We start from the raw sequence: 24963 nt of genomic DNA, 5'->3' as shown, positions 1-24963 counted from the left end.
TGAATCAATCGTTTCTCAGAACAATCTGTTGTTAGACACTGACATTGGCGAGGGAGACTTTGCTGATGGGGCATTCGCAAGGCGCAATCGAGTACATTGTAAAACAGTAGAGAGTATTTTCTAGTGAGGAGATTAAAAAATGGAAATAGTTATTGGTATTATTCTATTAATTAGCTACTTTTGGCTAATTAAGTTTGCGGCAACAGGCGGCAACTTAATGATTGGATTCTTTATCATGGCGGTCTTATGGACAGGTTTATCAATTATTGGTGGGCAAATCACTTGGGACGATGCAATGATGAACATTCTGCAAGGTGGTCCAGAAAGTTGGGGAGCTACAGCGGTTGTTGTAATTTTCGGTAGTTGGTTCGGACGTATTCTGATTGAAACTGAAATCGCGTCAACTTTAATTAAGAAAACGGTTGAGTTGAGTGGAGAGAACCCATTATTTACTACAGCACTAATTTCAATAGTGACAACGATCATTTTCACGTCAACATTTGGTGCAGGTGCGGTTGTAGCGATTGGGATTATCGTATTACCAATCTTAATGTCATTAGGTGTTCCAAAACCATTAGCAGTAACTGCCTACTTAATGAGTGTAGGTAGTGGGATGTATGTCAACATTGTCTTGTTCAGACAGATGCAAGGGATTTTCGAAGGTTACCAATATGACTGGAATTACCTACAATTTGGTTTCTCAGCCATGGCAGTTCAAACGATTATTGTGATTGCGATGTTAGTCTTCCACTTACGCAAAAAACGTACTTACAACTGGGCGGCTAAAGCAAAAGCAGCTGAGATTAAAACAGATGTACCAACTTATGCTTTATTAGCACCCGTTATTCCTGTAGCTTTAGCTATTGGCTTTGGTTGGCAATCAATTCCGTCATTTATTGTCGCAAGTATCTATGCCTTATGGACATGTGGTAAATTACCTAATTATAAAGAAGGTACTCGTACAATTACACGTACTTTCCAAGAGGGTGTTATCGATGTGTCTTCACTATTAGGTTTCCTATTTATTTTACCAATGTTTAATAAAGTTTCTGGTGTAGCAGCACCGTTCTTCGAAGCAATTTTAGGCGGCGTTATGCCAACAAGTTCACTCGTATTATGTGTGGCCTTTGCCTTATTATTACCTTTAGGTTTATTCCGTGGACCTTTAACAATCTTTGGTGCAGGTAGTGCGACAGTAGGAATTCTACAAGGAATGGGCATCTTCCCAATGTCTTTAATGTTCCCATTGATTTATGTACCAACCATTGCGATGAACTTATCCGCATGTCCAACACAATCATGGAACTTATGGGCTTTGAATTATTCTAAAGTTGGCGCAAAAGAATTTATGAAGACAGGTTTGCCGTGGGCATGGGCAGCAGGTGCAATTAATATTGCAATCGTGTACTTCCTGTTTGGTTAAGAATGAAAGGGGCATAAAATAATCATGAGTAGACAAGTTCGTGTAGGGATCGACGTTGGTGGAACGCATACGAAAGCCGTAGCGATTGATAACGATACCTATGAAATTATTGGAATTGGTTCAGTTAAAACGACACATGATCATGAAGATGGTGTATCGGCTGGTGTCGTTGAAGCATTCAAAAAGTGTTTAACCGATAACAACATTGAGCCAGATGAAGTAAGTTTTATCGCACACAGTACAACTCAAGCAACGAATGCGTTACTTGAAGGGGACGTAGCGGTAACGGGTGTCATTGGAATGGGAAATAGTTTCTTAGCTAAACGCCAATCTAAAATTGACGATATTGTATTAGATGAGACAGGTAAACGCAAAATATCTACACACAACACTTACATTCCTTTGAAGAAATACAACCAAAGTGAAGCACGTAAAGCAATGGAAGCTTTACAAGGACAAGGTGCTGAAGTTATTGTTGCATCAAAAGCCTTTGGGGTAGATGATGGAACTGAAGAACGCGAGATTGCCGAACTAGGTAAAGAGTTAGGGGTAGAAGTCTCGCAAGCAAGTGACATTAGTAAAATGTATGGATTATCTAAGCGTACACGTACGGCTGTTATCAACGCGTCAATTTTACCTAAAATGTTTGAAACAGCAGATAGTACAGAATCAAGTGTGCGTCAAGCAGGGATTAAAGTTCCATTAATGATTATGCGTGGTGACGGTGGGGTTATGGATATCGATGAGATGCGTAAGCGTCCAGTTTTAACGATGTTATCAGGTCCAGCTGCTTCGACCGTCGGTGCTTTAATGTACTTACGTGCGTCGAATGCGATTTTCTTTGAAGTTGGGGGAACCAGTACCGATATTGGCGTGATTAAAAATGGACGTCCAATGATTGACTATTCAATTGTGGGTGGACATAAAACATTAATTAGTTCATTAGACGTTCATGTTTCAGGTGTTGCGGGTGGTTCGATGGTCCGTGCGAACAATCGCGAGGTTGTGGCAGTAGGCCCGCGTTCAGCGCATATTGCACACTTAGACTATGCAGCCTTTGCTGATCCAGCAGATATTGTGAATCCTAAAGTGGTTCGTATTCAACCGATGCAAGATGATCCAAGTGATTATATTGCCATTGAATCTTCAAATGGTAAACGTTTCGCTATTACAGTGACTTGTGCAGCGAATGCCTTGAAGATTGTTAAAGAAACAGATTATTCTTATGGTAACTACGAAGCAGCTCACAAAGCCATTAAAGCTTTAGCAGATGAATTAGGTAAAACAGTTGAGCAAGTCGCAACTGAAATTATGGACCGTGCATCAGATGTCGTGATTAAGGTTATCAACCACTTAGCTGAAAAACATAAAGTCGAGCGTGATCAAATTTCACTTGTTGGTGGTGGCGGGGGTGCAAGTTCATTGCTTCCTTATACGGCTAAACGCATGGGCTTAAATTATGATATTGCAGAGAATGCGGAAGTAATTTCTTCGATTGGGGTGGCTTTAGCGATGGTTCGTGACGTGGTTGAACGGGTGATTCCAAGTCCAACCCCTGCTGACTTAGATGATATTCGTAATGAAGCGATTCAATCTGCCACTAAATCAGGTGCTTCGCCAGATACGATTGAGGTTCAAATGGAAATTGATGCCCAAACAAACAAAGTTCGTGCTATTGCAACCGGTTCGACTGAAGTCCGTACGACCGATTTATCTGCGAAAGTCGATGAAGCAGAAGCACGTGAAATTGCGGCTCAATCAATGCAATTACCAGCGAATACACTAACGTTAGCCGCTAAAAATAACTTTTTCTTTGTTTTCACAGCCATGAAAGGCGAGAAAAGTGAAGTGCGTGTTGTGGACAATAAAGGCTTTATCAAAGTACAACGTGGTGACGGAGAGGCTGAAGTAACAACAGTTGGTGGCGTTCGTTCTGTTGTTGATAAATTTTGGGAAGATTTAGCAGTTTACAAGAGCGATATCAAGTTGGCTCCAGACATTTACTTATGTATTGGCGCTAAAGTGGTCGATTACACAGGTATGCTAGACTTAGCTCAATTAAATATGGTGATGGATACTGAATTAATGCAGCACGGAGGACGTGAAGAAGTCATTCTGATGGGCGCTCGTAATAATATCTAATGGCTTTATCAACAGAAGTTGTTCAGCAAATAGTTAACCGTCTTAAAGCAGTGGACACGCAGACGTTGATTTATCAAACAATCGCAGCAGATCGCATTGGGAAAAGGTTGTCGTCCGAAGAAATTAGCCGTAAGATAGACATAGCGGAACAACTCGCTAAACAACTTGTTCATCATTACAAGGATACGTTGAAACTGGAAACAGTGGAGCAATTAGTTGCTTATCTCAAGCTGAATGTCGAGTTTCGCGAAGAGAAAATCGAGGAGTATATGGCCATTATTGGTTTCTTTGAAAGTCCGAATCGGATTGTGGTGAATAATGTTTATCGTCAAAATGATGCGTTCTGGTTGGCTCATGGTTTGCCAGAGTGCACGTTTGAACGGTGGTCGCAAGTAGTCATCGCACATGAGGCCTTTCATGCGATTCAGGAACAAAAAAAGCTGGATTTATCAGAGTTTGAAACGGAGTTATGGCAGTTTGCGGGTTTTAAGAAACGTTCTCCGATTACGGCTTTAATCGAAGTAGTGGCGAATTATTTTGCCCAGTACTATACGGGTTTCGAACTTTATCCAGCTTTATTAGATAATGTGGCTTTATTGCCTCTTTACCCAGAAGCTGTATCCGAGCAAGTTAGCAGCTTAAGTTAGTAAATCAGCGTTTTAGAATGAAGGAGAATTACAATGAAAAAAATGAATGTTTTAAATAAATTAGTTGAATCAGGTGTAATTGGTGTTGTACGTGGAAAAAGCCGTGCCGAAGCGATTGAAATTTCAAAAGCTTTAGTCGCAGGAGGCATTTACGGCATCGAATTAACGTTCACAGTGCCAGAAGCAGCCCAAGCAATTCAAGAATTGAATACAGAATTTGCAGCAAATCCTGATGTCGTAGTGGGTGCTGGGACTGTTTTAGATGCTACAACAGCCAAATTAGCGATCGAAGCGGGCGCAGAATATATTGTTAGCCCAAGCTTTGATGCAGCGACTGCTGAACTATGTAATTTATATCAAGTGCCTTACTTACCAGGTACATTAACGATTACTGAAATGACAACGGCTTTAAAAGCTGGGGCAGATATTGTTAAATTATTCCCAGGTTCTGCGGTTGGCCCGTCTTACATTAAAGCGGTCAAAGGGCCATTACCTCATGCTAACATCATGCCAACGGGCGGCGTAAGTTACGATAACTTAGGTGAATGGATCAAGGCTGGTGCCGTTGCAGTGGGTGCTGGTTCAAACTTAACACATCCATTTGAAGGCGCAACTTCAGCGGATATTACGGAAACCGCAGCGAAATTTATCGCACGCTACCGTGAATTGAAAGCTGAATTAGCTTAATAGCATTTAGAAACCACTTGTTATAATGGCAAGTGGTTTTTGATTGCAAACTTTGAGAGTGGGCAAGGTTATTGGGGTTAATATTTATAAAGGTGCTTTATATTTTATTCATGGTATGATAGATGCATTATGTTTTAAGGGAGAAGGATGTCATGAAAGTGCCAATACTATATGAGGATAATCATCTATTATTGGTAGAAAAGCCGGTCAACATACCGGTCCAATCAGATAAAAGCGGTGATCAAGATTTATTGTCACATCTCAAAAATGATATCAAAATACGATTCCAAAAGCCGGGCAATGTATATCTAGGCTTGGTGCATCGCTTAGATCGGCCAGTTGGTGGCGCAATGGTCTTTGCGAAAACGTCAAAAGCAGCGTCACGTTTGTCGGATCAAGTTAGGCGTAATTCAATGGAGCGTCAATATTATGCGGTGGTTCACGGACGGCCAGTTAAAAAGGCGGGTCAGTTAGTCGATTATTTATGGAAGAATACTCAGAAGAATATTGTATCCATTGTCCCGAAAAGTCATAAAGAGGGAAAAAAAGCACTACTGAATTATCAAGTTTTAGAGACTCAAGGTGCGTTAAGTTTACTAGCGGTTCAACTGGAGACTGGACGCCCGCATCAAATTCGTGTGCAACTTGCGGGGATGGGCACGCCTATCTGGGGCGACCAAAAATATGGTGCGCGCTACAGCAAGGTCGGGCAACAAATTGCTTTATGGGCCCGTTCTTTAAGTTTGGAGCATCCTGTTAAGAAAGATGCTGTGCGTGTTGATTCGCAACCGCCTCAAAGCTTTCCATGGGATATTTGGTCAAAAATCTAGTACACTCTGAATAGATAAGTTAATGACTCTTTGAGGAGGTCAATATGGAATTTTATAAACTAGAAGTATTTATTCCGGTGGAACATGTCGAACCAATTGTTGAAGCTTTGAACGAAGCGGGTTTTATTCGTGAAGGTGACTATGATTATTGTTACGCAACCAGTCTTGTTAAAGGCCACTTTCGTCCTTTAGATGGCGCCAAGCCATTTATTGGAAACAAGCATGAAGTGGTTGAAGTTGACGAAATCAAACTTGAGTGCCGAATTCCAGCCGAACGTCGCAAAGAGGTGGAAGCTTTGGTGAGACTAGCCCATCCATATGAAGTGCCTGTGATGAATTTTATAGCACTTGCCAATTAAATGAAGTCACACAATAACTCCAGGACCTGCTAGGAATTCCCTAGTAGTGCTGGAGTTTTTGTGTGATGGGGATAGATAGAGGCTAAGGGAAGTCCAATGTGTCAACTGGCGAACTGAGTTGGCACGTTAGACAAAATATCGGAAATTTTGGTGGGATTCAGCTTGGATTTTAGAGATTATTCGGATAAAAGGGAAGAATATACTGAAAAATACGCTCAGGTATGGGGTAATTGTATCCAATGTGTCGACTGGCGAAATGAGTTGGCACGTTAGAAGTCCAATGTGTCGACTCAAAATCTGAGTTAGCACATTAGACAAAATATCGGAAATTTTGGTGGGATTTAGCTTGGATTTTAGAGATTATTCGGATAAAAGGGAAGAATATACTGAAAAACACGCTTGGGTATTGGTTAATTGTATCTAATGTGTCGACTGGCGAAATGAGTTGGCACGTTAGGAGTCCAATGTGTCGACTCAAAATCTGAGTTAGCACATTAGACACAGTAGGTATCAATATAGTAATAGAAGTCGTAAATATAATTATAACTACTAATCGGTAATTTATTATCATCTGTGTTTGGCTCACCGTGCGGAACGATTCATGTAAAATAAATACAGGTTTGTTTAAAAAGATTTTAAAAGGGTGACTTCTTTGGCTAAAGAAGTCTCTTCCTTATGCTTAACCAAATCATCCAGATTTCACAAAATAGGAAACGTCAAATAGTGAGTCAAACTAAAAAATAGCCTCGCGCGACATCGAGAGATGCTGCGCAAGGCAATTGTGTGGACAGGCAGATTATGTTTATTTGTCGAATTTCAACCAACGTTTAGCCTTATTGAAGCTAGCGTTTTTTGCGGCGTTTCCGACTGTCTTGAGTACTAAGCTACTGTTGGATTTGATAATGCTCCCCATGTAACGGATAGCTTGGCTTGAAGTTGTGCGGCGCAAGCTAGATTTTTCAAGCGGTTGGGCACTGCCTAAATAATTTTGGGCAATCAAGCCGACACGTAGTGTTAGAAAGGCATTCACAGCCCCTTCCATCAAGGAGCTAACGACTAAGTTAGCAACCGGCACCATACCCGGGATGGCAGAAGCTAAACTCTCCCCAATAATTGAAGCAATCAGTGGTTCCATTTGATCTTCAATCAAGTCGGCATCTTCAATGGAGCGAGCCATTAGCACCACGGCACCTACTTGCAGGTATAATTTCAACAGACTGACCAGTGAAGGGCGGGTTTCATAGAGTTTCGCTAATTGCCAAATCATGCGGAAAAGCGTGAAGAGGACGACGAAACTATCTAAGGCCCCATTCTGAGAGATAGCTGTGCTCATGAAAATCGCATTCGCGTTTTCTTTAATTAAAGGAAGTGACTGTTCATTTAGTTGAGCGAGCCCTTCGTTGATGAGCAGTATTTTGGCATTGGTTGTGTCTTCTTGGGTGTCATTTGGAAGCAAGGCTAAGCGATAAGGCTCCTGCTCTAAGTTCGGATTGCTGGCCAGGATTTTCAACCAGTGATCAAGATAAGCGGTATATTCAGCTTCACTCGCATTTTCTGGTAATTCCATCAGTGGTTGATTTCGGAATAATTGACGTATGACCTTGTAGGTCAGCCAAATAATGGCTAAAACTAGGATGGTGATAACGCTGGCGGCCAATATTACATTCAATTGGGCGAGCATTTGATATAACATCCAGAACTGGTTAATCATAAAAATCGTCAGCACAATCGCAAATACCACTCCTGCCCAGATAAGTAGACGTTTCAAATCTTTCCACCATGTACTCATTCACGCAACTCCTTTCAATATAATAGTTAAAGTTTACCTTGAATGATTCAGTAGAACATCGGTCAGAAGACCTAGATTCATGCCGGAATATTACCATATATCAGTCAAAGTAAAAACTCCCTGGCTAGCCAGAGAGTTACGTTAAGGGGCCTATTCAGCTAAGTTGGCGAAATGTTCAAGTGTTCGCACCATGTTTGACACGAAACCGTACTCGTTATCATACCAAGTAACTGTTTTTACTAGTTGACCGCCGTCAGCGTCCATCAATTTTGTTTGAGTGGCATCGAATAATGAACCAGCTGGGAAACCTATCACGTCTGATGAAACGATCTCATCTTCAACGTAGACATATGAATCGTTTGCATCTGCCTTCATCGCAGCATTAATTTCTTCCACTGTTACATCACGATCTAAGACGGTATATAATTCTACCATTGAGCCAGTCACAATTGGAATACGAATTGCGCTCCCATCGATTTTACCGTTTAACTCTGGAATAACTTTTCCAATCGCTTTGGCGGCACCCGTTGTATAAGGAATCGCATTCTGAGCAGCCGCACGATTTTTACGCCCGCCAGGTGAATCTTGTAAACGTTGCGAAGCTGTATAGCCATGAATCGTTGACATTAAAGCGCGCTTCACACCAAAGTGATTATTCAATGAAAAGACTAAGGGGGCTAAAGCATTCGTTGTACAAGATGCAGCTGAAACAATTTGATCATCGACTTCAATCATATCTTGGTTGACACCATATACAATCGTCTTCGTGTCGACATCTTGTGCAGGGGCGGAAATTAACACCCGTTTAGCGCCCGCATTAATATGTGCCATCGATTTTTCTTTCGAGGTATAGAAACCTGTACATTCTAATACAATATCAATGTCCAAATCACCCCAAGGCAAATTAGCGGCGTCCTTTTCTTCAAAAGTTGCGATATGATAATCCCCAACCACCATCTTATCACCGTCCAAACTCACATCATACGGGAAGCGACCTTGTGCTGTATCGTATTTTAATAAGTAAATTAAATCCTCATTATCCGTTAAATCATTAATCGCCACAACTTCTAGATTGCTATCCGTTTCAAGAATACGTTTCAGTACCAAACGTCCAATTCGCCCAAAACCATTAATTGCTACTTTCACTGTCATCAAATTTCCTCCTTAAAGAAAAACATATGCGACATCACAACCCCATTCTATTCCAAAATACGACTCCACGCAGTTAATACGCACTCAAAATCGATCGTGCAAGCAAATCTTAAACTCGTCGCAAACAAAAGTTAAGGATTGATGTGATGAGGCAAGCTAATAAGTGAAGTGTTCTTTAGACGTATCGGGGCTAGTTAGGCTTTAGGGATTGGGTTATAATAAAGAAAAGTCGTGAAGGAGTCAGTTATGCAGACGAAAACTTATATTAAGGAACACTGGTTTTAGGAGTGTTAGCCACAGTTTTTTATATATGGCAATTTTTCTTAAATCCCGCTTTCGTAACAGATCCCGCTTATCAAGATGCGTTACGTATCGTGTTCCCACATTTAGTGGCGACGTGGTTGGCGACATTGATGACGTTGGTTTGTTTGTTCAAAGAGACTAAGGGGCTAGTATTATTGGCAGCCGGCTTATACGGAGTAGCGGTAGCTTTGTTCCCGTCTTATATGATGTATGTGATTATTCAAGCGGCCTTATTATTCACCGCCTATTTAAAAATAGAGCCCAATAAGTAAATAGGTGATACAGAAAATTCTCGGTTGAGAATTTTTTGTAATATAAGGGTTTATAAGTTTTATGTTGATTTATCAAGCTTTATACTACGTTCAGCTTATTGTTTTCCAAGGCGGTGGTCGCTTTCAAAGCCTCACTGAAGTTCGTGCTTTTCCAGCTCAATCGGCTAGGCTCTGTCTAATTCGCTGCATTGTTAGTATTCTTGGTTTAAGTTGTTGCTTGTACAAAAACGAAGAGCATAAGGAGTGTCGACCATTCGGCCGACACGATTTAAACGTCTTGTGGTTCTAATATAATCGTCGTGGCCCTTGGACACGACACCGCCTTGATCTTTAATTAACTGTCTAGTTTAAGAAATGGCCTTGTTGAATGTGCCTGTTAGGAAAACAGGACGAGTTTGTGGTGTCTATAAATAACATGCGCTTTCTTCACTTGCGTTTGTCCAAATAAGCTAACTTTTTTATTAGTGTACATAAAATTAATCTATCTCATTCCACACTGTCTATACTTTGATGAAGCCGTATAAATTACTGTCCATTTAATCTAGCCGAAAGTCTGTGAGTATCGGCTAGAAAAGAGGTTAATCTAGCCGAAAGTCTGTGAGTATCGGCTAGAAAAGAGGTTAATCTAGCCGAAGGTCCATGAGTATCGGCTAGAAAAGAAGTTAATCTAGCCGAAGGTCCGTGAGTATCGACTAGAAAAGAAGTTAATCTAGCCGAAGGTCCGTGAGTATCGGCTAGAAAAGAAGTTAATCTAGCCGAAGGTCCGTGAGTATCGGCTAGAAAAGAAGTTAATCTAGCCGAAGGTCCGTGAGTATCGGCTAGAAAAGAGATTAATCTAGCCGAAGGTCCGTGAGTATCGGCTAGAAAAGAAGTTAATCTAGCCGAAGGTCCGTGAGTATCGGCTAGAAAAGAGATTAATCTAGCCGAAAGACCTCGGGTATCGGCTAGATTATTTCTGTTCACACAACCTGCTTCCTAGTCATACTGTAAGCAATCACATTGGCGTGCAACAAAATAAACGTCAGCTAGTGAAAGCTGACGTCTGTGTAAAGGGGCTTATTCAGTGGCAAAGAAGATAGTGTCGTTGCCTGCGTTAATAACTAGGTTGAAGGCTTCTTCACCTTGAGGGACGACTAAAGTGACGTAGCCTGTATGGCTCGCGCCTGGGAAGAGTCGTGTATAATTGAACTCAACTAGGTTGGTATAAGCATAATAGTTTTGGGCAATTTCTTTACCACTGATATCAAAGACCGTAGGGTAAAGGTAAGTTGAGTAAGGGTCATCTTCACTACCCGATAAGTAGTTAAGTTGCATTTCGACAATGGCCCATTCAAATTCACTTGGGAGCTCATCTGCATAAGCGTCGTCGGCGCTAATAATATCAAGTGCCTCTTGTCCACGGATTACGCTTAAGATTGAGAGTGATGCTGTGACATCAAAAGGACCACTGCTACCGTACTCCGTAAATTCAAAGGTAAAACTATCACCAAATGGCACAGGATTACTACGTTTACCAATGCTGTCATCAATCTGAGCAGTAGTAACTATCGGAGCTGCTTCTTCAAGCTCTGCTACACGAGTTTCTAGATCATTAATTTGTATTGTCAAATCTTCAACAAGTTGTGTGAGGTCAGCTATTTGTAAGTTGAGCGAATCAGTATCATCGGATGATTGAGCGAATAGAGTAAGTGGTTGATTGAAGACAAGCATGAGCAGTAACGGTAACAATAATAAGTCTAATAATCCACGTTTCGACATTTTACTCACTCCTTATCAAAATATGAACATAAAAGGAACGCAACAACATTGTATGCGTTTTCTTAATCATATCATGGAAAGTTCATTTAGAGAAGCCTTAACAAAAAATAAAAAGAAACCATCCGCAAAGAATGGTTTCTCATTTAATCGATTGAAGGTCGTATTTTGGAAAGGTATTATTTTCTTAATTGGATGACAAACCAACGGGTATAAAGAACGAAGGCCAAAAGCAAACTGATTGCGGTTACGCTCATTAAAGTATTGGCTAAGATTTGGTTCATGGTTGGAAAAGCGACCAAGATTAAGGCGCAGGCGTAAAAGACAAGTGTCGAAACTTTACCGTACCATAGAGCGCCGTCCATGACTTTGCCGTTGCGGAATAATAAAATCGAGCAAGCAAGTAACGTTAACTCTTTAATGACGAACACGCTAACCACGATTAACATGCCTGGCCAAGTGTAAATTAAGCAAATAATAATGGCCAATTGCGTCAATTTATCCGCAAAAGGATCTAATAATTTTCCTAAATCAGTAATCATGTTGAAGCGACGCGCAATAATTCCATCCAAGGAGTCCGTCGCGCCCGAAAGCAGCACAATCGCAGCGGCCCACAGATGATTGTAGGAAAGCTCGTTGTTAAAGTAAATATAAATAAAAACTGGAATCAACATAATTCTCACTAGCGATAATATATTTGGTATAGCTAACCAATCTGATTTCTTAATTGGTGCCTTTTTTAAATCATTCACAAGCAATCCCCCTTTAGAATATCTTAACATAATTTACATCAAAATCCCCACATTTAAATCGCCTTTCAGAATACTTTATAATGCCAACCACCCAAAAAACGCCTGAAGTTAGCGCTTCAAGCGTATGGTGATTCTGATAGGGTAGTGATTTTATGCTCTTTTCGGTGGAAAGGGTTAGCTACATAATCATGTTCCAGTTTGAAAAAGTGGAGCACGATAGGCTTGTAATCATGTTCCAGTTTCGAGAACTGAAGCACGATAGGCATTGAGTCATGTCTCAGTTTCGAAAAGTCGAACATGATTCGACCTGAAAATCATGAAATCATGTCTCAGTTTCAAGAAGTGGAGCACGATAGGTATTGAGTCGTGTCCCAGCTTCGAAAAGTGGAGCACGATAGGCTTGTAATCATGTTCCAGTTTCGAGAACTGAAGCACGATAGGCATTGAGTCATGTCCCAGTTTCGAAAAGTGGAACATGATTCGAACTGAAAATCATGAAATCATGTCTCAGTTTCAAGAACTGGAACACAATAGGAATTGAGTCATGTCTCAGTTTGAAAAAGTGGAGCACGATAGGCTTGTAATCATGTTCCAGTTTCGAGAACTGAAGCACGATAGGCATTGAGTCATGTCCCAGTTTCGAAAAGTGGAACATGATTCGACCTGAAAATCATGAAATCATGTCTCAGTTTCAAGAAGTGGAGCACGATAGTTATTGAGTCGTGTCTCAGTTTCGAGAAGTGGAGCACGATATGCTTGTAATCGTGTCTCAGTTTCGAGAAGTGGAACATGATTCGAACACTATCACACAATCACTCTCCGAAATTAATCTTCGCTTTCAAGGCCCATCTCATTCTCGAAGTATTCAATGCGCTCATCAAAGGATACCACTTCATGAATTTGATGTAACATCCAAACGTAGCCTTCCAAATCAGAGAACATCGCGTTGGTGATGCCCATTTGTTCTATTTTGGTAGGGGCTTGAATCACTTGGGCATCTTCAGCGATAGCTTTCTCCCAAACTGCCATTAAATCGGGTACGACGACGTTGAACCAGAAAGGTAAACTTTCATCCTCATCTAATGCTAATAAACCTGCAGCTTCATCTTCTTCATGTAAACGTAAGTTGGTACCGAATAAAGAGAAACTAGCTTCTTGGTGATCGTCGCTCATTGCTGCTGAATCAAGTTCAAAGATAGCGTTATAAGACTCAAGGGCTGCTTCGACTTCTGGCACAACAAAAGCCAATTCAACGCTTGGTGTTAATTCTGTTTCAGTTAGACTTTGTAAACGCCAAATGTAGCCATCAGGATCTTGGAACATAGCCAACGTATCGCCTTCACGCGTCGTCGGTTCTTGTAGAACACGTCCATTATTCGCTAAGACTTGGGACCAGATTTCGTCAACATTATTTACTTGCACATTAAACCAGAAAGGGAAACTTTCATCTGGTTCAGGTGCGGCTAAGCCATAATCTGCATTAGCGTCTAGTAAGTGAAAACGACTGCCAAATAGGTTGAATACTAGTTCATTGTTACCGACTGGAAAATGAGTTTCCTCGATAATTTCCAACGGGAAAAGTTGTTCATATACTGCTTTTGTTTGTTTTACATTATTAACAATAAAATCAAATTCTACTGCTTTTAAATCCATCATTCACAACTCCATTCTGATTTTTCATCTATTAACTTACTGCACTTATATTATACGCTTTTTCGGAAGCGTTGAGTGAAGTATTTTGCCATTAGTGGTGTATAATAGATATTGACGCAAAACGATGGGAGGAGATTTTCAATGAAGGGAATCATTGTGAAACAGACAGAGACGGGGAATTGGTTGGAATATCAAGACGTTCCAGCGCCTCATTTGGAGTCGAGTGATTTATTGATTGAAGTGATGGCATCCGGAGTTAATCGAACGGATTTAATGACACGTCATCGTCAGGCGGGTTATGCGGATGAACCGCTTCCCACTGAAGTTGAACGAGTGGAATTAGGCGTGGAAATTTCAGGGGTAGTTGTGCAAATTGGTGACGCCGTGACAGATTTTAGTGTCGGTGATCATGTGATGGGCTTAGTCGATGGTGGCGGTTATGCTGAGTATGCTGCGATGCCAGCTTCACGTGCAATGCATATTCCTGAAGGTTTAGATTTCACCGATGCGGCTGCTATACCAGAAGTTTTCTTGACGGCATATCAGAATTTATTCTGGCATGGTCAGTTATCAGAAGGGCAGACGGTACTTATTCATGCGGGCGCGAGTGGTGTCGGAACGGCAGCCATTCAATTGGTGAAGCAAGTTCCGAATACGACTGTCATTGTGACGGCTGGCTCACAGGAAAAATTAACATTCTGCCAGAGCTTAGGTGCTGATGTACTGATTAACTATAAAGAAGAAAACTTTGCGGAACGTGTGCTGGAAGTGACTGACGGTCGTGGGGCGGACATCATCATGGATTTCGTTGGAGCAAGTTACTGGTCACGTAACCTCGAGAGTATTGCGGTCGAAGGACGTTGGCTATTGATTGGAGCCCTAGGCGGTTCACTTGTACCGGAAGTGCAATTATTTGATCTGATGAAAAAATTTGTGACGCTGACTGGTACGCTCTTAACACCGCGTACGGCTGAGTACAAAGCACGTCTGTCGCATGAATTTTTGGCACGTTTCGGGCAAGCTTTTACTGACGGACAATTACGTCCCGTAGTGGACCAAGTGTTTGACTTATCGGAAGCCGAAGCAGCACAACAGCGTATGAAAGACAATTTAAATACCGGCAAAATACTATTAACAAACAGGAGTGTTTAACTATATGAATTCTATCCAATTAATTGATGGCAAAGAGATACCCGTTCTAGGTTATGGAACATGGCGTAATACAGATCCAAAAGAGTGTGTGGATGGCGTAGTAGCTGCCTTAGCAGCAGGTTACCGTCATATTGATACAGCTCAAATGTATGGCAATGAAGCTTTGGTCGGAGAAGGTATGCGACTAAGTGGTGTGCCACGCGAAGAAATTTTCTTAACAAGTAAAATTAATAACAATAATCATGCATATGAAGATGCCCTACAATCCATTGACGCTTCTTTAGAAGCTTTAGGAACGGATTATTTAGATTTAATGTTAATCCACTGGCCAGTTGTTCAAGGGCATGAAGAGGATTGGCGTGAATCAAATATTCAAACTTGGCGTGCGCTTGAAACAGCTTATAAAGCGGGTAAAGTACGTTCAATTGGTTTGAGTAACTTCAAAGTTGAACACTTAGAAAACTTGTTACCTCACTGTGAAATCAAGCCAGTTGTGAACCAAATTCGCTTGCATCCTGGTGTATTACAAACTGAAACTGTAGCGATGAGTCGAGAAGCTGGTATGGCTTTGGAAGCTTGGTCACCTTTATCACCACTTCCGCAAATGTTAGAGGATAGCAGTTTAGTAGCTTTAGCAGACAAATACAGTAAATCTATCGCGCAAGTCTTATTACGTTATAGTATTGATAAAGGCTATATTCCTTTGACGAAGTCAGTTTCAGCTGCTCGTATTCAAGAAAACTTTGAGATTTTTGATTTCAAATTAAGTGAAGAAGATCTGACAGTTCTGGATAACTGGCAATGGCAAGGGGACGTATTCTTCTAATATAATGAATGAAGTAGGCGCTATGATTAGCGTCTCTTTTTTATAGTACGCTGCGCTCATGTGTTGCTTTGCCCTGGCGGAGGTCGCCTTTAAAGCCGAAAAGGTCGTTCGTCTTTTCCGGCTCAATTGGCTAGGCGCTGTCTAATTCGCTTCGCTCAAAATCAGCTCAAGCTGCGCCAATTGCCCTTAATACCGCTATTGGCAATCAACACATGCGCTTCGCTGGGATTCAAGACAGTACGCTGCGCTCATGTGTTGCTTTGCCCTGGCGGAGGTCGCCTTTAAAGCCGAAAAGGTCGTTCGTCTTTTCCGGCTCAATTGGCTAGGCGCTGTCTAATTCGCTGCGCTCAAAGTCAGCTCAAGCTGCGCCAATTGCCCTTAATACCGCTATTGGCCATCAACACATGAGCTTCGCGATAGTGTCAGATATTTAGCTGGATGTAAGAGTTTTAAGCCTGTTGAAAATTATTTTATTGAAAATTGATGGCTGAAAACTTTGACAAAGGTCAAAAATTTGATAAAGTGGAATTCAATGATGCATAGAAAGGTACTTAAATAAACGAACTTAAATAAACGAACTATATTATGAATATGAATTTAAAGGAGACATTAGACAGTGGACAAATTGTGGAATAAAACTTCAAAATAATTATTTTGAGGAGGAAAAAATGGAATTAAACTTTAGTAATACGAAAAATATAGATGTTGCTCAGTTGGAAAATTTATATAACGATGTTGGATGGCTTGCGTATACGCAAGATTTATCTGTGCTAAAACAAGCTGTATCAAATTCACTAGATGTTGTGTCTGCTTGGGATGAAGACAAGTTAATTGGGCTAATAAGAATTGTTGGAGATGGTTTAACTATTGTTTATGTACAAGACATACTAGTGTTAAACGCTTATCAAGACAAAGGGATTGCGACCCAATTAATGCAAAGAATTTTGCATAAATACGTTAAGGTACGCCAAAAGGTACTGTTAACTGAGGAAGCACAAGATGTCAGACACTTTTATGAAAAGCATGGTTTTCAATCTTGTGACCAGGGGAATTTGGTAGCTTTTGCGAAACTGAATTAAAATTTATTACGATTAAAAGATGGCGATTGCCCTCTTTTTTCGTAAGATAAGCGTTTATAAGTTTAGATTTCATTTACCATGCTTTAAGCGAGAGCTAACGATGAAGTTTTACCTAGGTACTAGATTAGCCCTTGTTCAAGTCGATACTCGCAGACCTTCGACTAGATTAAATTCTTTCTAGTCAAAAGTTCAATCCCTTTGGCTAAATCAAACCATACTTGCACAGTAAATAGTTTTCTCGCAAGAAACCAGGGCGGTGTCGTTCTCAGACGTTCACGACGATTATACAAGCCTCCCTTTTTGATATCGCGTTGGTTAGCATGACCCACTTGATTATGGGTATTATTGTATAGGGGGGAGGCCTCAAACTTTTTCCGAGACTTTTTATGGAGATATTTAGTTCACAAAGTGGAAATCGCATAGGCTAGGGTTTGTTTATAGGGAAAATTTGCGGTAAACTATTGAACGAAGATAAAATGGAGAGGAGAATTGATATGCGCTGGACTGAGTTACAAGCCAATGCAAATCAATGCTTATTGTGTGGTAGACAGGCTTTAGGGTCGAGTCCTCATTATACAAATTATAAAAGTTTTGAGAAGAGAACGGGTAATTTTTTAGTATCGTTAGACTCGCAAGATGTCTTTCTTGGTGAATCGAATAACGTGCGTAAGCGTGTGAAGCGTCTGATGAAAGAAGCTTCTCCAAACAATACTGGGGAAATGCTATCGAATAAAGAGGCAGGGATGCATGTTCAAGTTGCATATAATGACTTAGGGCGCAAAGAGTTAGAAGAATTAAATTCACCTGATAAGAAAATGATACAAGTTACGGAAAATGAAATGGCAAAGTGGGAAACTTTGCAAGCAGACTCTTTAGCTTTACTGACGCAAGCGCATCAAAATATGAAAAGTATGCGACCTTGTGAATGGACAATGCGACAAGCAGACTCAGTAGCTGGGGTTTATATCATATTTCAAGGGAATCAACCGATTTATATCGATCATGCAGCGAATCTTTTGACTGCCTTAAATGATCATTCGAACAATACTTCTCAATCCACTTTTAGACAAATGATTGCACGCAACGAGCTTGGTTTTACATTAAAAACTCAGACTACAGAAACTTCACCTTACGGTTTGTATTTAGATCGTGCTGAAGAGTATGCGGTCAATCATTATCTAATGGATTGTTTGGTAGTCACAATGCCGGTTACTTTCGGTCGACTCGAATTAGCCGAGGCGATGGTGAATTATTATGCGCCGATATTCAATGTTAAATCGCGAAAAATTACTTAAACAAGGTCTGCTTCGGCAGGCTTTTTTTATCGCTACGCTCACTGGGCGGGTTTACCAATGTGGAGGTCGCTTTCAAAGCCTCACCTCAGTTCGTCTTTTCCATCTCAAACGGCTAGGTTCTGACTAATTCGCTATGCTCAAAGTCAGACCAAGCTGCGCCGTTTGTCCTAACTACCGCTATAGGTAAACCCGCCCAGTGAGCTCCGCTTGTTTGGATTGTGGGGCGGGTTTACCAATGCGGAGGTCGCTTTCAAAGCCTCACCTCAGTTCGTCTTTTCCATCTCAAACGGCTAGGTTCTGACTAATTCGCTTGCTTTATTGAAAGTCAGACCAAGTTTTGGTGTTCGACTTTTTTCTAAGCATTAAGATAGTGGTTAATATTTTGTATGGAATTAATTTATTGTTTTTAGAAAAATCAGTTAGCTGATATAATAGAGGCAAAGAAAGAGGTGAACTAAATGGATAAAATTAAGCAAGCTTTGCAGGCTCAGGTAACGGTAATTGAAGAGAATTATCGTCATTATCTGAATAATCCTTTTGAAGCGAGTCATGCGCATGCATTGCGTGTTAGTTTACGAACAATGCGAGCTTTATTAAATTTCTTAAAAAAGAGTATGGATGCGGATGTTTATGAAAGCTACAATCAGCAGTTGAGAGAATCGGCAGCTTTACTAGGACCTTTGCGTGAATTGGATGTATTGCTTGATTGGTGTGCGGAGTCTGCTGTAAAAGAAGACAAATTGACGAAATATTACTATGAGACGTTCGCTTATCTGCATACGCTACGCCGTCGTGAAATGAAGAAGACCTTGAATAAAACGAGTCGCAAGCAATTTAAGCAGATGATTGCGATTCTTGAGGCGATTAACACTGACCAGTTAAAATTAAAAGATAGAAAAGATTGGCCATGGTACACGAAACGTCGTTTGAATACTAAAATGACGCAACTTCAAGATCAACTTACTGATTTAAATCACGAAGATTACGAAGGAGTTCACACGTTACGAAAGAAGGCGAAAAAAGTTCGCTATGCTGCGAGTTTGTTTGGTCCGTTGACAGATAAGAATTTTTCGAAAGTGATTCATCAGGCGAAAGATATTCAAAACGAACTTGGAGCACTCACAGACAGTCATGTGAATCAACAATTGTTAATAGAATTAGCCGCTCAAGTCGATGATAAAGCCGTTAAGTCAGGTTTGTTAGCTCTAAGCAAACTGTAAGGAGTGGAGAATGTGTGTGGACAATATAGCTATTTAGCTTCACAGCAGGAACTGTTAGCAAGGTATCAACTGGAAGAAACGGAGAGTTTTGAACTTGAAGAAGCTGATGTGTTTTATCCACAAGGTAAACACCCCGTTTTATTGCCCAACCAGAAAATTTATAATGTTCAGTGGGGACTGGTACCGAGCTTTGCCAAGCGCCCTTTGATTAATGCGCGAGTTGAAACAGTACTGGACAAGAAAACGTTCCGCGAGCCTTTTCTAAAGAAACGTTGCATAGTTCCAGCTACCAGGTTTTACGAATGGCAAACCAACAACGAAACCCATGCCAAAATACGATACGAAATATCACTTGAAAATCTACCGATTTTTTCGATGGCTGGTATTTGTGAACGTTATTTTAATGAAGATGGCAGTAGTTATTTAACTTATGCAATTTTAACGACAGAACCTAATGAACAAATGCGAGCGATTCATGATCGCATGCCGGTAATTCTTGAACCTGACTTTGAACAGCGCTACCTTGATTTAGCAGAAGCCGTTGAAGATTTATTGCCATATCTAACAGCAACCCAAAGACCCTTAAGACTACATATGCATTAAGAAAACCACACTAAAATAAAGCGTTCAGCTGCTTCTCATATCCTAGTGAGAAATAACTGAACGCTTTTCTATTAATCAATTGTTAATTGTAACTGCTCATTATAGAAACTTTGATAAGAAAGATAGCTCGCTATAAAAGAAGAAATAGCTGCTACAGCGACCAACATGAACATCACTACGATTTGATAGCGAATCGCATGTGTCGGATCAATTCCGGCAAACATTAAACCAGACATCATTCCTGGTAAACTGACTAAGCCAACTGTTTTCGTACTTGAAATCGAAGGGGTCATGCCAATTCGAATACTATCACGTAAAATTCCTGCTGAAGCTTGCTTAGCATTAGCGCCCAAAGCCAGTTTCTCTTGAATTTGTTGACGACGATCCTGGAATTGAGTTCTTAACGTACGATAAATAACACCAATTGTGTTCATCGAATTTGATGAAATCATCCCGGTAATGGGCACGATTTGTGATGGTGTCCAATCGAGAGTACCAGATGCCACCAGAATAAAGAGCGCTAGGCTAGTTCCAATACCAATTGCTAATAAAGAAGTTCTAAATGAGTGCCGTAGGCCGTTGCTATTCTTGTGGGCATGATAGCTTGCGTTGTAAATCATGAAAGCCACCATAACTAAGGTTAAGACAGCATTGTCAACTTGGAAGATATAAGCCAAGACATAGCCAATGACAAATAATTGAATCACAGCGCGAATGGCGGCAATGATAATATCTTTACTTAAACCAACTTTTTCCTTGAAATCGACAGATACAGCCAGAATAATTAAAGCAGTCGATAAAACTAAAGATACATTACTGATTTCTAGCGATTCATTCATTTTAATTCCTCCATCACACCGTTTTTCACTTGTAAGACGCGGTCAAAATATTGCGTATCATCATTATTATGTGTAATCCAAAGTACAGTTAAACTTTCTTCTGCATTTAATTGACGCACGTAGTTTAAGATGATGTCACGGTTAGTGGCATCTAAGGAACTGGTTACTTCATCCATTAATAAGACTTTAGGTAAATACATTAAATTACGCACTAGGGCAATGCGTTGCTTTTCACCGCCAGATAAATCATGGACAGATTTATCTAAATAACTGGCATCTAAACTAACTTTTTCTAAACCACGAATCGCGCGTTCTTCATCAAAGCTTTCATCACGAATTAGTGCTGGAAAAGCTAAATTGTCGCGAACCGTCTCATCGAATAGGAGAGCATTCTGGAAGAAGTAAGAGACTTCTTTTCGGTATTCAGTTGCGGCTATTTCAGATATATTCTGCCCTTGATAGTGAATTACACCTTCGGTGGGTGAAAGTAGGCTACCCATTATTTTCAATAAAGTACTTTTACCGCTACCTGAAGGACCAATGATGGCAATGCTTTCCCCGGCATGAATTGTTAAAGAGACCTCTTTTAAAATTTGTTGTTGGTTCATTTGGAAACCTACTTGTTCGAGTTGAAAAATAGGTGGTTGTGTTAGCATAAAATATCCTCCTTTGACTTACAAAAAACTTAACTAGAATCATTCTAATGTAACTGAAAAAATAAAGCAACACGAAAGGGTATGAATACGTTTCCGACCTTTAAACTTAATGTGCTTATGTTATACTAGCCCTAAAGATTAAGAAAGGGTGTCATTAAATGTCAACGTCACGTGAAATGGAATTTACCCTAAATTTAGTAGTTACTAATGCCTTAGCAGCTCTAGAATTTTATGAAAAAGTCTTTGAAGGTGAACGCGGGGAAATTTATGAGTTTACAAATCGCCAACAAGAAAATGAGGCTAACATTAAGTTAGGCAATGTTAAGTTGCGTTTGTTGGATGCAAATCCAATCTATGAATGTTATCCACCTAAAGCGGGTGAAGCCAGTCCAATGTGGATGCAACTAATGGTAGCAGATGTCGATAAAACCCTGAAAATAGCAGAGTTTTATGGTGCGACTGATGTTCAGGCCCCTAGCGAATTAATGGGACTTAGACATGCTCAATTTACGGATCCATTTGGCTACATCTGGACGATAAATTGTGTTCTGAAAGAAATATCTTTCCAAGAGCGTTATGAAGCTTATTTAACTTTGCAGGCAGAACAAGCGAGCGAAGAAGAAACTGATTTCGAAGATGCAGCCAACTTTAGACAGCAAACACCCTAAGTCAACTATATCTTAAGCATAAAGGAGCCGATTCAATGACGTTAACTTGGTTGTATACTATAATTGTGCTGTGCGCGACGACCATTGGGGCAATTACTGGCCTGGGTGGCGGCGTGATTATTAAGCCGTTATTTGACTTATTAGGGGCAGACACAGCCACAGTCATTGGCTTTTATTCATCAGTCGCAGTTTTCACGATGTGTTTAGTGTCCATCTATAAATAACTCAAGCAAGGTTTTAATTTTAAACTTAATATTCTTATCGGGGTATCTGTTGGTTCGTTGATTGGTGGTTATTTAGGTGAATTAGTATTTGGGTTAGCCACTCAGTCTTTGACGGATAATATGGTCCAAAGAATTCAAGCCAGCTTACTTTTCATCACCTTAGCCATTATTTTATTATATGCCTTTTATAAAGGCCGCATTAAACATTACGCCATAGATAATTGGTTAGTCGCCACTGTGGTTGGCTTGTCTCTGGGGACAATTTCGGTATTTTTAGGTATTGGGGGAGGCCCGCTGAATGTTTCTTTGTTACTATGGCTCATGTCTTTCACAATGAAAGAAGCAGCGGTTTATTCAATCGCGACGATATTTTTCTCACAATTATCAAAACTCGGCAGTATGTATTTAAGTGGCGCTCTATTAAGTTTTAACCTAACGATATTGCCTTATATTATGGTGGCTGCAATCATGTGAGGCTATCTAGGCACGTTGATTAATCAGCATTTAACCAATCAAAGAATCGAGCAGCTTTATAATACCTTGATGGTAGTTCTGATGTTGGTATCAGCCATAAATATTTATCAGACATATTAATCAACCTTAAAAAGGAACACCTTACACGACCAATTGAGTAAAGTGTTCCTTTTTATGTGGTAATCATTGCTAGTAATAGCGTTTTAGACTACGTTTATGTAAACTTTCATCCATAATGGCGAGGAGCACTGCATAATCAGCTTCGCTCAATTTTCTGAATTCACTTGGACTTAATTGATGATACTGAGTAAACATTTTTGAAAAGCTGAAGGCATCTTTATAGCCTACCATATTCGCGATTTCCTTAATTTGCATCTTTGAACCACGCAATAATTGACCCGCTTGGTTCATCCGTAATTCTTGAATCATACTTTTAGGTTGATTTATTGAGCTTTGCACTGATTGTTTGGCCATGCTCAAAGTCAGCGCACACTACACTAATTGCCTTTTGTACCCCTATGGTAAACGATTACGATATACTTGGGATAGGCGTTGTAAGAGTTGAGAGTTCAACTAAAAGTCACAATATATCGTGAAATAAAAGAGGCCATACAAAACTTCGGACGTGGATAAGAGGCTAAATAAACAAAAACATCACGTGAGCATCAAAGAGGATAGACCATGATGTCAAGTGATGTTATTGGTAATCATTCAGACATAACGTAGCATGCAACTATTATAAGCGTCATTCTTACCAGTACGAATGAATTGAATGTTGTATTGATATGCGACTGGACGGTCGCATATTTCAAAATACAACTTACTAATGGTGGTGAAATTAATCACACTCTTACTATACTTCAAGGTGTCTTGACAGTCAAGGAGTGTGTTATAAAACATTGTTTCTTCAAATAATTGTAATATAATCGTCATAAAAAAGTATCTTCAGCAAAATACTGAAGATACTGGAATAGTTATATTATAGTTTAACGATTGTACGACCCAAGTGTTTACCAGCTTTAAGATCAGCTAAGATGCTAGGGACTTCGTCTAAACTTACTTCTTGGCTTAGCGCATCTGCAGTAATGTTCCACTCGTTTGACATTTTATTCCATAAGATTAAACGGTTTTCGTGTGTTTCAGTCACTGAATTAATTCCTAGAATATTTACGCCACGTAGAATAAAGGGTAGAACGTTTGTGTCTAATTTAGCACCAGCAGCGTTACCACACATTGAAATGCTGCCGTTGTCAGTGATTTGCGGAATTAAAGTTGCCGCAACTTCGCCACCCACTGTATCCAATACATAATCATAAACAGCTCGACCTAATAAGCGTTTTTCGCCAAGTTCTTCTGAAAAGACAACATGGTGCGCGCCAAATTTTTTAGCGACTTCCACTTGATAGTCTTTACGAACGAGTGCAGAAATATTTGTGTAACCATTTTTTGCTAAGATTTGTAGCGCGACACTACCAACGCCACCAGTAGCACCTGTAATCAGGATGCGGGCATCTTTATTGTCTGCTAAACCGTGAGCTTCTAAGGCATAAACAGATTGAGCAGCAGTAAAGCCAGCTGTTCCAAAAATCATAACGTCTTTTAAGCTTAGACCTGCTGGAAGAGGTACTAGCCAATCAGCTTTTACGCGTGCGTATTCAGACAAACCACCAGTGTGGCTCACACCTAAATCGTAACCTGTTACTAAAACTTCTTGTCCTTGGGAGAAACGTTCATCTTCAGAAGACACTACTGTACCACTTAAGTCGATTCCCGGAATCATCGGATACTTGCGAATAACGCCACCTTTAGGTTGGACTGCTAACATATCCTTGTAATTAAGTGATGAGTAAGCAACCTTCACCACAACATCGCCTTCGTGTAAATTCTCTAAAGAAATTTCTTCTATCCCATGAACAACGGTTTCGTCCGTTTCCTTGACTACCAATGCTTTAAACTGTTCCATAAAATCCTCCTACTTTTTCAAAATACGACCCTAAATCACTTTGTGATAACGTTATCATATTGTAGCGTTTAAAGCAATTTCCAACAGGATTTGGCTTCGTATTTTGGAAGTGTTTTCTTAAGTGTACTTGTTTTTATGAATCTGTGAAACTTAAGTTTTCTGATTGTATTCATTAGTTTTACTTAGAGGCCCGTGCTACA

The 24963-nt window shown here is 40.3% G+C and carries 26 protein-coding genes and 1 pseudogene; 16 read left to right on the top strand and 11 right to left on the bottom strand.

Annotation, left to right across the window (positions count from 1 at the left end):
* Positions 1 to 139: 139 nt before the first annotated feature.
* From GF867_RS09360 to GF867_RS09335, 6 genes are all read left to right on the top strand, one after another.
* Positions 140 to 1423 (top strand): citrate transporter, encoded by a 1284-nt coding sequence (locus GF867_RS09360; RefSeq protein WP_153832844.1) that lies wholly within the window; start codon positions 140 to 142, stop codon positions 1421 to 1423.
* 24 nt (positions 1424 to 1447) lie between these two features.
* A complete protein-coding gene (locus GF867_RS09355; RefSeq protein WP_153832843.1) occupies positions 1448 to 3565 on the top strand; it encodes a hydantoinase/oxoprolinase family protein in 2118 nt (705 codons plus the stop codon).
* Complete coding sequence (locus GF867_RS09350; protein ID WP_153832842.1) at positions 3565 to 4212, top strand: hypothetical protein; 648 nt, start codon at positions 3565 to 3567, stop codon at positions 4210 to 4212. Before GF867_RS09355 ends, GF867_RS09350 begins: the two co-directional genes overlap by 1 nt.
* A 33-nt stretch (positions 4213 to 4245) precedes the next feature.
* Positions 4246 to 4899: a bifunctional 2-keto-4-hydroxyglutarate aldolase/2-keto-3-deoxy-6-phosphogluconate aldolase gene (locus GF867_RS09345; RefSeq protein WP_153832841.1), complete on the top strand. Its 654-nt coding sequence runs from the start codon at positions 4246 to 4248 to the stop codon at positions 4897 to 4899.
* 152 nt (positions 4900 to 5051) lie between these two features.
* Entirely contained in the window at positions 5052 to 5729 is a 678-nt protein-coding gene (locus GF867_RS09340; protein ID WP_153832840.1) for an RluA family pseudouridine synthase, read from the top strand.
* A 44-nt stretch (positions 5730 to 5773) separates the two neighbouring features.
* On the top strand, positions 5774 to 6088 hold the full coding sequence (locus GF867_RS09335) for a YqfO family protein (protein ID WP_153832839.1): 315 nt from the start codon (positions 5774 to 5776) through the stop codon (positions 6086 to 6088).
* 802 nt (positions 6089 to 6890) lie between these two features.
* Here the strand turns inward: GF867_RS09335 and GF867_RS09330 are convergent.
* A complete protein-coding gene (locus tag GF867_RS09330; RefSeq protein WP_153832838.1) occupies positions 6891 to 7877 on the bottom strand; it encodes a DUF697 domain-containing protein in 987 nt (328 codons plus the stop codon).
* A 150-nt stretch (positions 7878 to 8027) separates the two neighbouring features.
* Positions 8028 to 9029, bottom strand: a complete 1002-nt coding sequence (gene gap / locus GF867_RS09325) for a type I glyceraldehyde-3-phosphate dehydrogenase (RefSeq protein ID WP_153832837.1) — start codon at positions 9027 to 9029, stop codon at positions 8028 to 8030.
* 287 nt (positions 9030 to 9316) lie between these two features.
* Here gap and GF867_RS09320 point away from each other — a divergent pair, with 287 nt between their 5' ends.
* Entirely contained in the window at positions 9317 to 9604 is a 288-nt protein-coding gene (locus GF867_RS09320) for a hypothetical protein (protein WP_153832836.1), read from the top strand.
* 525 nt (positions 9605 to 10129) lie between these two features.
* On the opposite strand, the gene GF867_RS09315 is transcribed toward GF867_RS09320, so the two are convergent.
* From GF867_RS09315 to GF867_RS09300, 4 genes are all read right to left on the bottom strand, one after another.
* A complete protein-coding gene (locus GF867_RS09315) occupies positions 10130 to 10567 on the bottom strand; it encodes a hypothetical protein (protein WP_153832835.1) in 438 nt (145 codons plus the stop codon).
* Between the two features lie 93 nt (positions 10568 to 10660).
* The gene (locus GF867_RS09310) at positions 10661 to 11362 is read right to left on the bottom strand and encodes a coiled-coil domain-containing protein (protein WP_153832834.1); all 702 of its coding nucleotides are present in this window, start codon (positions 11360 to 11362) and stop codon (positions 10661 to 10663) included.
* 176 nt (positions 11363 to 11538) lie between these two features.
* Complete coding sequence (locus GF867_RS09305) at positions 11539 to 12111, bottom strand: CDP-alcohol phosphatidyltransferase family protein (RefSeq protein WP_366927808.1); 573 nt, start codon at positions 12109 to 12111, stop codon at positions 11539 to 11541.
* An 825-nt stretch (positions 12112 to 12936) separates the two neighbouring features.
* Positions 12937 to 13767, bottom strand: coding sequence for a VOC family protein (locus tag GF867_RS09300; protein WP_153832832.1), 831 nt, complete (start codon positions 13765 to 13767; stop codon positions 12937 to 12939).
* A gap of 138 nt (positions 13768 to 13905) precedes the next feature.
* Here GF867_RS09300 and GF867_RS09295 point away from each other — a divergent pair, with 138 nt between their 5' ends.
* From GF867_RS09295 to GF867_RS09270, 6 genes are all read left to right on the top strand, one after another.
* Positions 13906 to 14916, top strand: coding sequence for an NAD(P)H-quinone oxidoreductase (locus tag GF867_RS09295; RefSeq protein ID WP_153832831.1), 1011 nt, complete (start codon positions 13906 to 13908; stop codon positions 14914 to 14916).
* A gap of 4 nt (positions 14917 to 14920) precedes the next feature.
* Positions 14921 to 15742 carry an aldo/keto reductase gene (locus tag GF867_RS09290; RefSeq protein ID WP_153832830.1) on the top strand — a complete coding sequence of 274 codons (822 nt, stop codon included), beginning with the start codon at positions 14921 to 14923 and terminating at the stop codon, positions 15740 to 15742.
* 668 nt (positions 15743 to 16410) lie between these two features.
* Complete coding sequence (locus GF867_RS09285; RefSeq protein WP_153832829.1) at positions 16411 to 16821, top strand: GNAT family N-acetyltransferase; 411 nt, start codon at positions 16411 to 16413, stop codon at positions 16819 to 16821.
* 494 nt (positions 16822 to 17315) lie between these two features.
* Complete coding sequence (locus GF867_RS09280; RefSeq protein WP_153832828.1) at positions 17316 to 18116, top strand: hypothetical protein; 801 nt, start codon at positions 17316 to 17318, stop codon at positions 18114 to 18116.
* 458 nt (positions 18117 to 18574) lie between these two features.
* A complete protein-coding gene (locus tag GF867_RS09275) occupies positions 18575 to 19336 on the top strand; it encodes a CHAD domain-containing protein (RefSeq protein WP_153832827.1) in 762 nt (253 codons plus the stop codon).
* Between the two features lie 12 nt (positions 19337 to 19348).
* A complete protein-coding gene (locus GF867_RS09270; protein ID WP_153832826.1) occupies positions 19349 to 19939 on the top strand; it encodes an SOS response-associated peptidase in 591 nt (196 codons plus the stop codon).
* A gap of 71 nt (positions 19940 to 20010) precedes the next feature.
* Here the strand turns inward: GF867_RS09270 and GF867_RS09265 are convergent, their stop codons facing one another.
* Both GF867_RS09265 and GF867_RS09260 read right to left on the bottom strand, forming a co-directional pair.
* Entirely contained in the window at positions 20011 to 20778 is a 768-nt protein-coding gene (locus GF867_RS09265) for an ABC transporter permease (protein ID WP_153832825.1), read from the bottom strand.
* Positions 20775 to 21434, bottom strand: a complete 660-nt coding sequence (locus GF867_RS09260; RefSeq protein WP_153832824.1) for an ABC transporter ATP-binding protein — start codon at positions 21432 to 21434, stop codon at positions 20775 to 20777. Before GF867_RS09260 ends, GF867_RS09265 begins: the two co-directional genes overlap by 4 nt.
* Positions 21435 to 21592: 158 nt before the next feature.
* Here GF867_RS09260 and GF867_RS09255 point away from each other — a divergent pair, with 158 nt between their 5' ends.
* From GF867_RS09255 to GF867_RS14065, 3 genes and pseudogenes are all read left to right on the top strand, one after another.
* Positions 21593 to 22102 carry a VOC family protein gene (locus GF867_RS09255; protein ID WP_153832823.1) on the top strand — a complete coding sequence of 170 codons (510 nt, stop codon included), beginning with the start codon at positions 21593 to 21595 and terminating at the stop codon, positions 22100 to 22102.
* 35 nt (positions 22103 to 22137) lie between these two features.
* Complete coding sequence (locus tag GF867_RS14070; RefSeq protein ID WP_253940798.1) at positions 22138 to 22326, top strand: hypothetical protein; 189 nt, start codon at positions 22138 to 22140, stop codon at positions 22324 to 22326.
* A 27-nt stretch (positions 22327 to 22353) separates the two neighbouring features.
* Positions 22354 to 22800: pseudogene (locus GF867_RS14065) on the top strand (TSUP family transporter); the annotation flags it as partial.
* A 189-nt stretch (positions 22801 to 22989) separates the two neighbouring features.
* On the opposite strand, the gene GF867_RS09245 reads toward GF867_RS14065, so the two are convergent.
* The 3 genes from GF867_RS09245 to GF867_RS09235 all read right to left on the bottom strand — a co-directional run bounded on the left by GF867_RS09245 (position 22990) and on the right by GF867_RS09235 (position 24763).
* Positions 22990 to 23274, bottom strand: coding sequence for a helix-turn-helix domain-containing protein (locus tag GF867_RS09245; RefSeq protein ID WP_153832822.1), 285 nt, complete (start codon positions 23272 to 23274; stop codon positions 22990 to 22992).
* Positions 23275 to 23511: 237 nt separating this feature from the next.
* Complete coding sequence (locus GF867_RS09240; protein ID WP_153832821.1) at positions 23512 to 23733, bottom strand: hypothetical protein; 222 nt, start codon at positions 23731 to 23733, stop codon at positions 23512 to 23514.
* 46 nt (positions 23734 to 23779) lie between these two features.
* A complete protein-coding gene (locus GF867_RS09235) occupies positions 23780 to 24763 on the bottom strand; it encodes a YhdH/YhfP family quinone oxidoreductase (protein ID WP_153832820.1) in 984 nt (327 codons plus the stop codon).
* Positions 24764 to 24963 lie beyond the last annotated feature (200 nt).

The sequence above is a fragment of the Fundicoccus ignavus genome (assembly GCF_009659375.1).
GTDB lineage: Bacteria > Bacillota > Bacilli > Lactobacillales > Aerococcaceae > Fundicoccus > Fundicoccus ignavus.
Note: the sequence above shows the minus strand (reverse complement) of the source record. Positions and strands in the feature narration are given on the sequence as shown.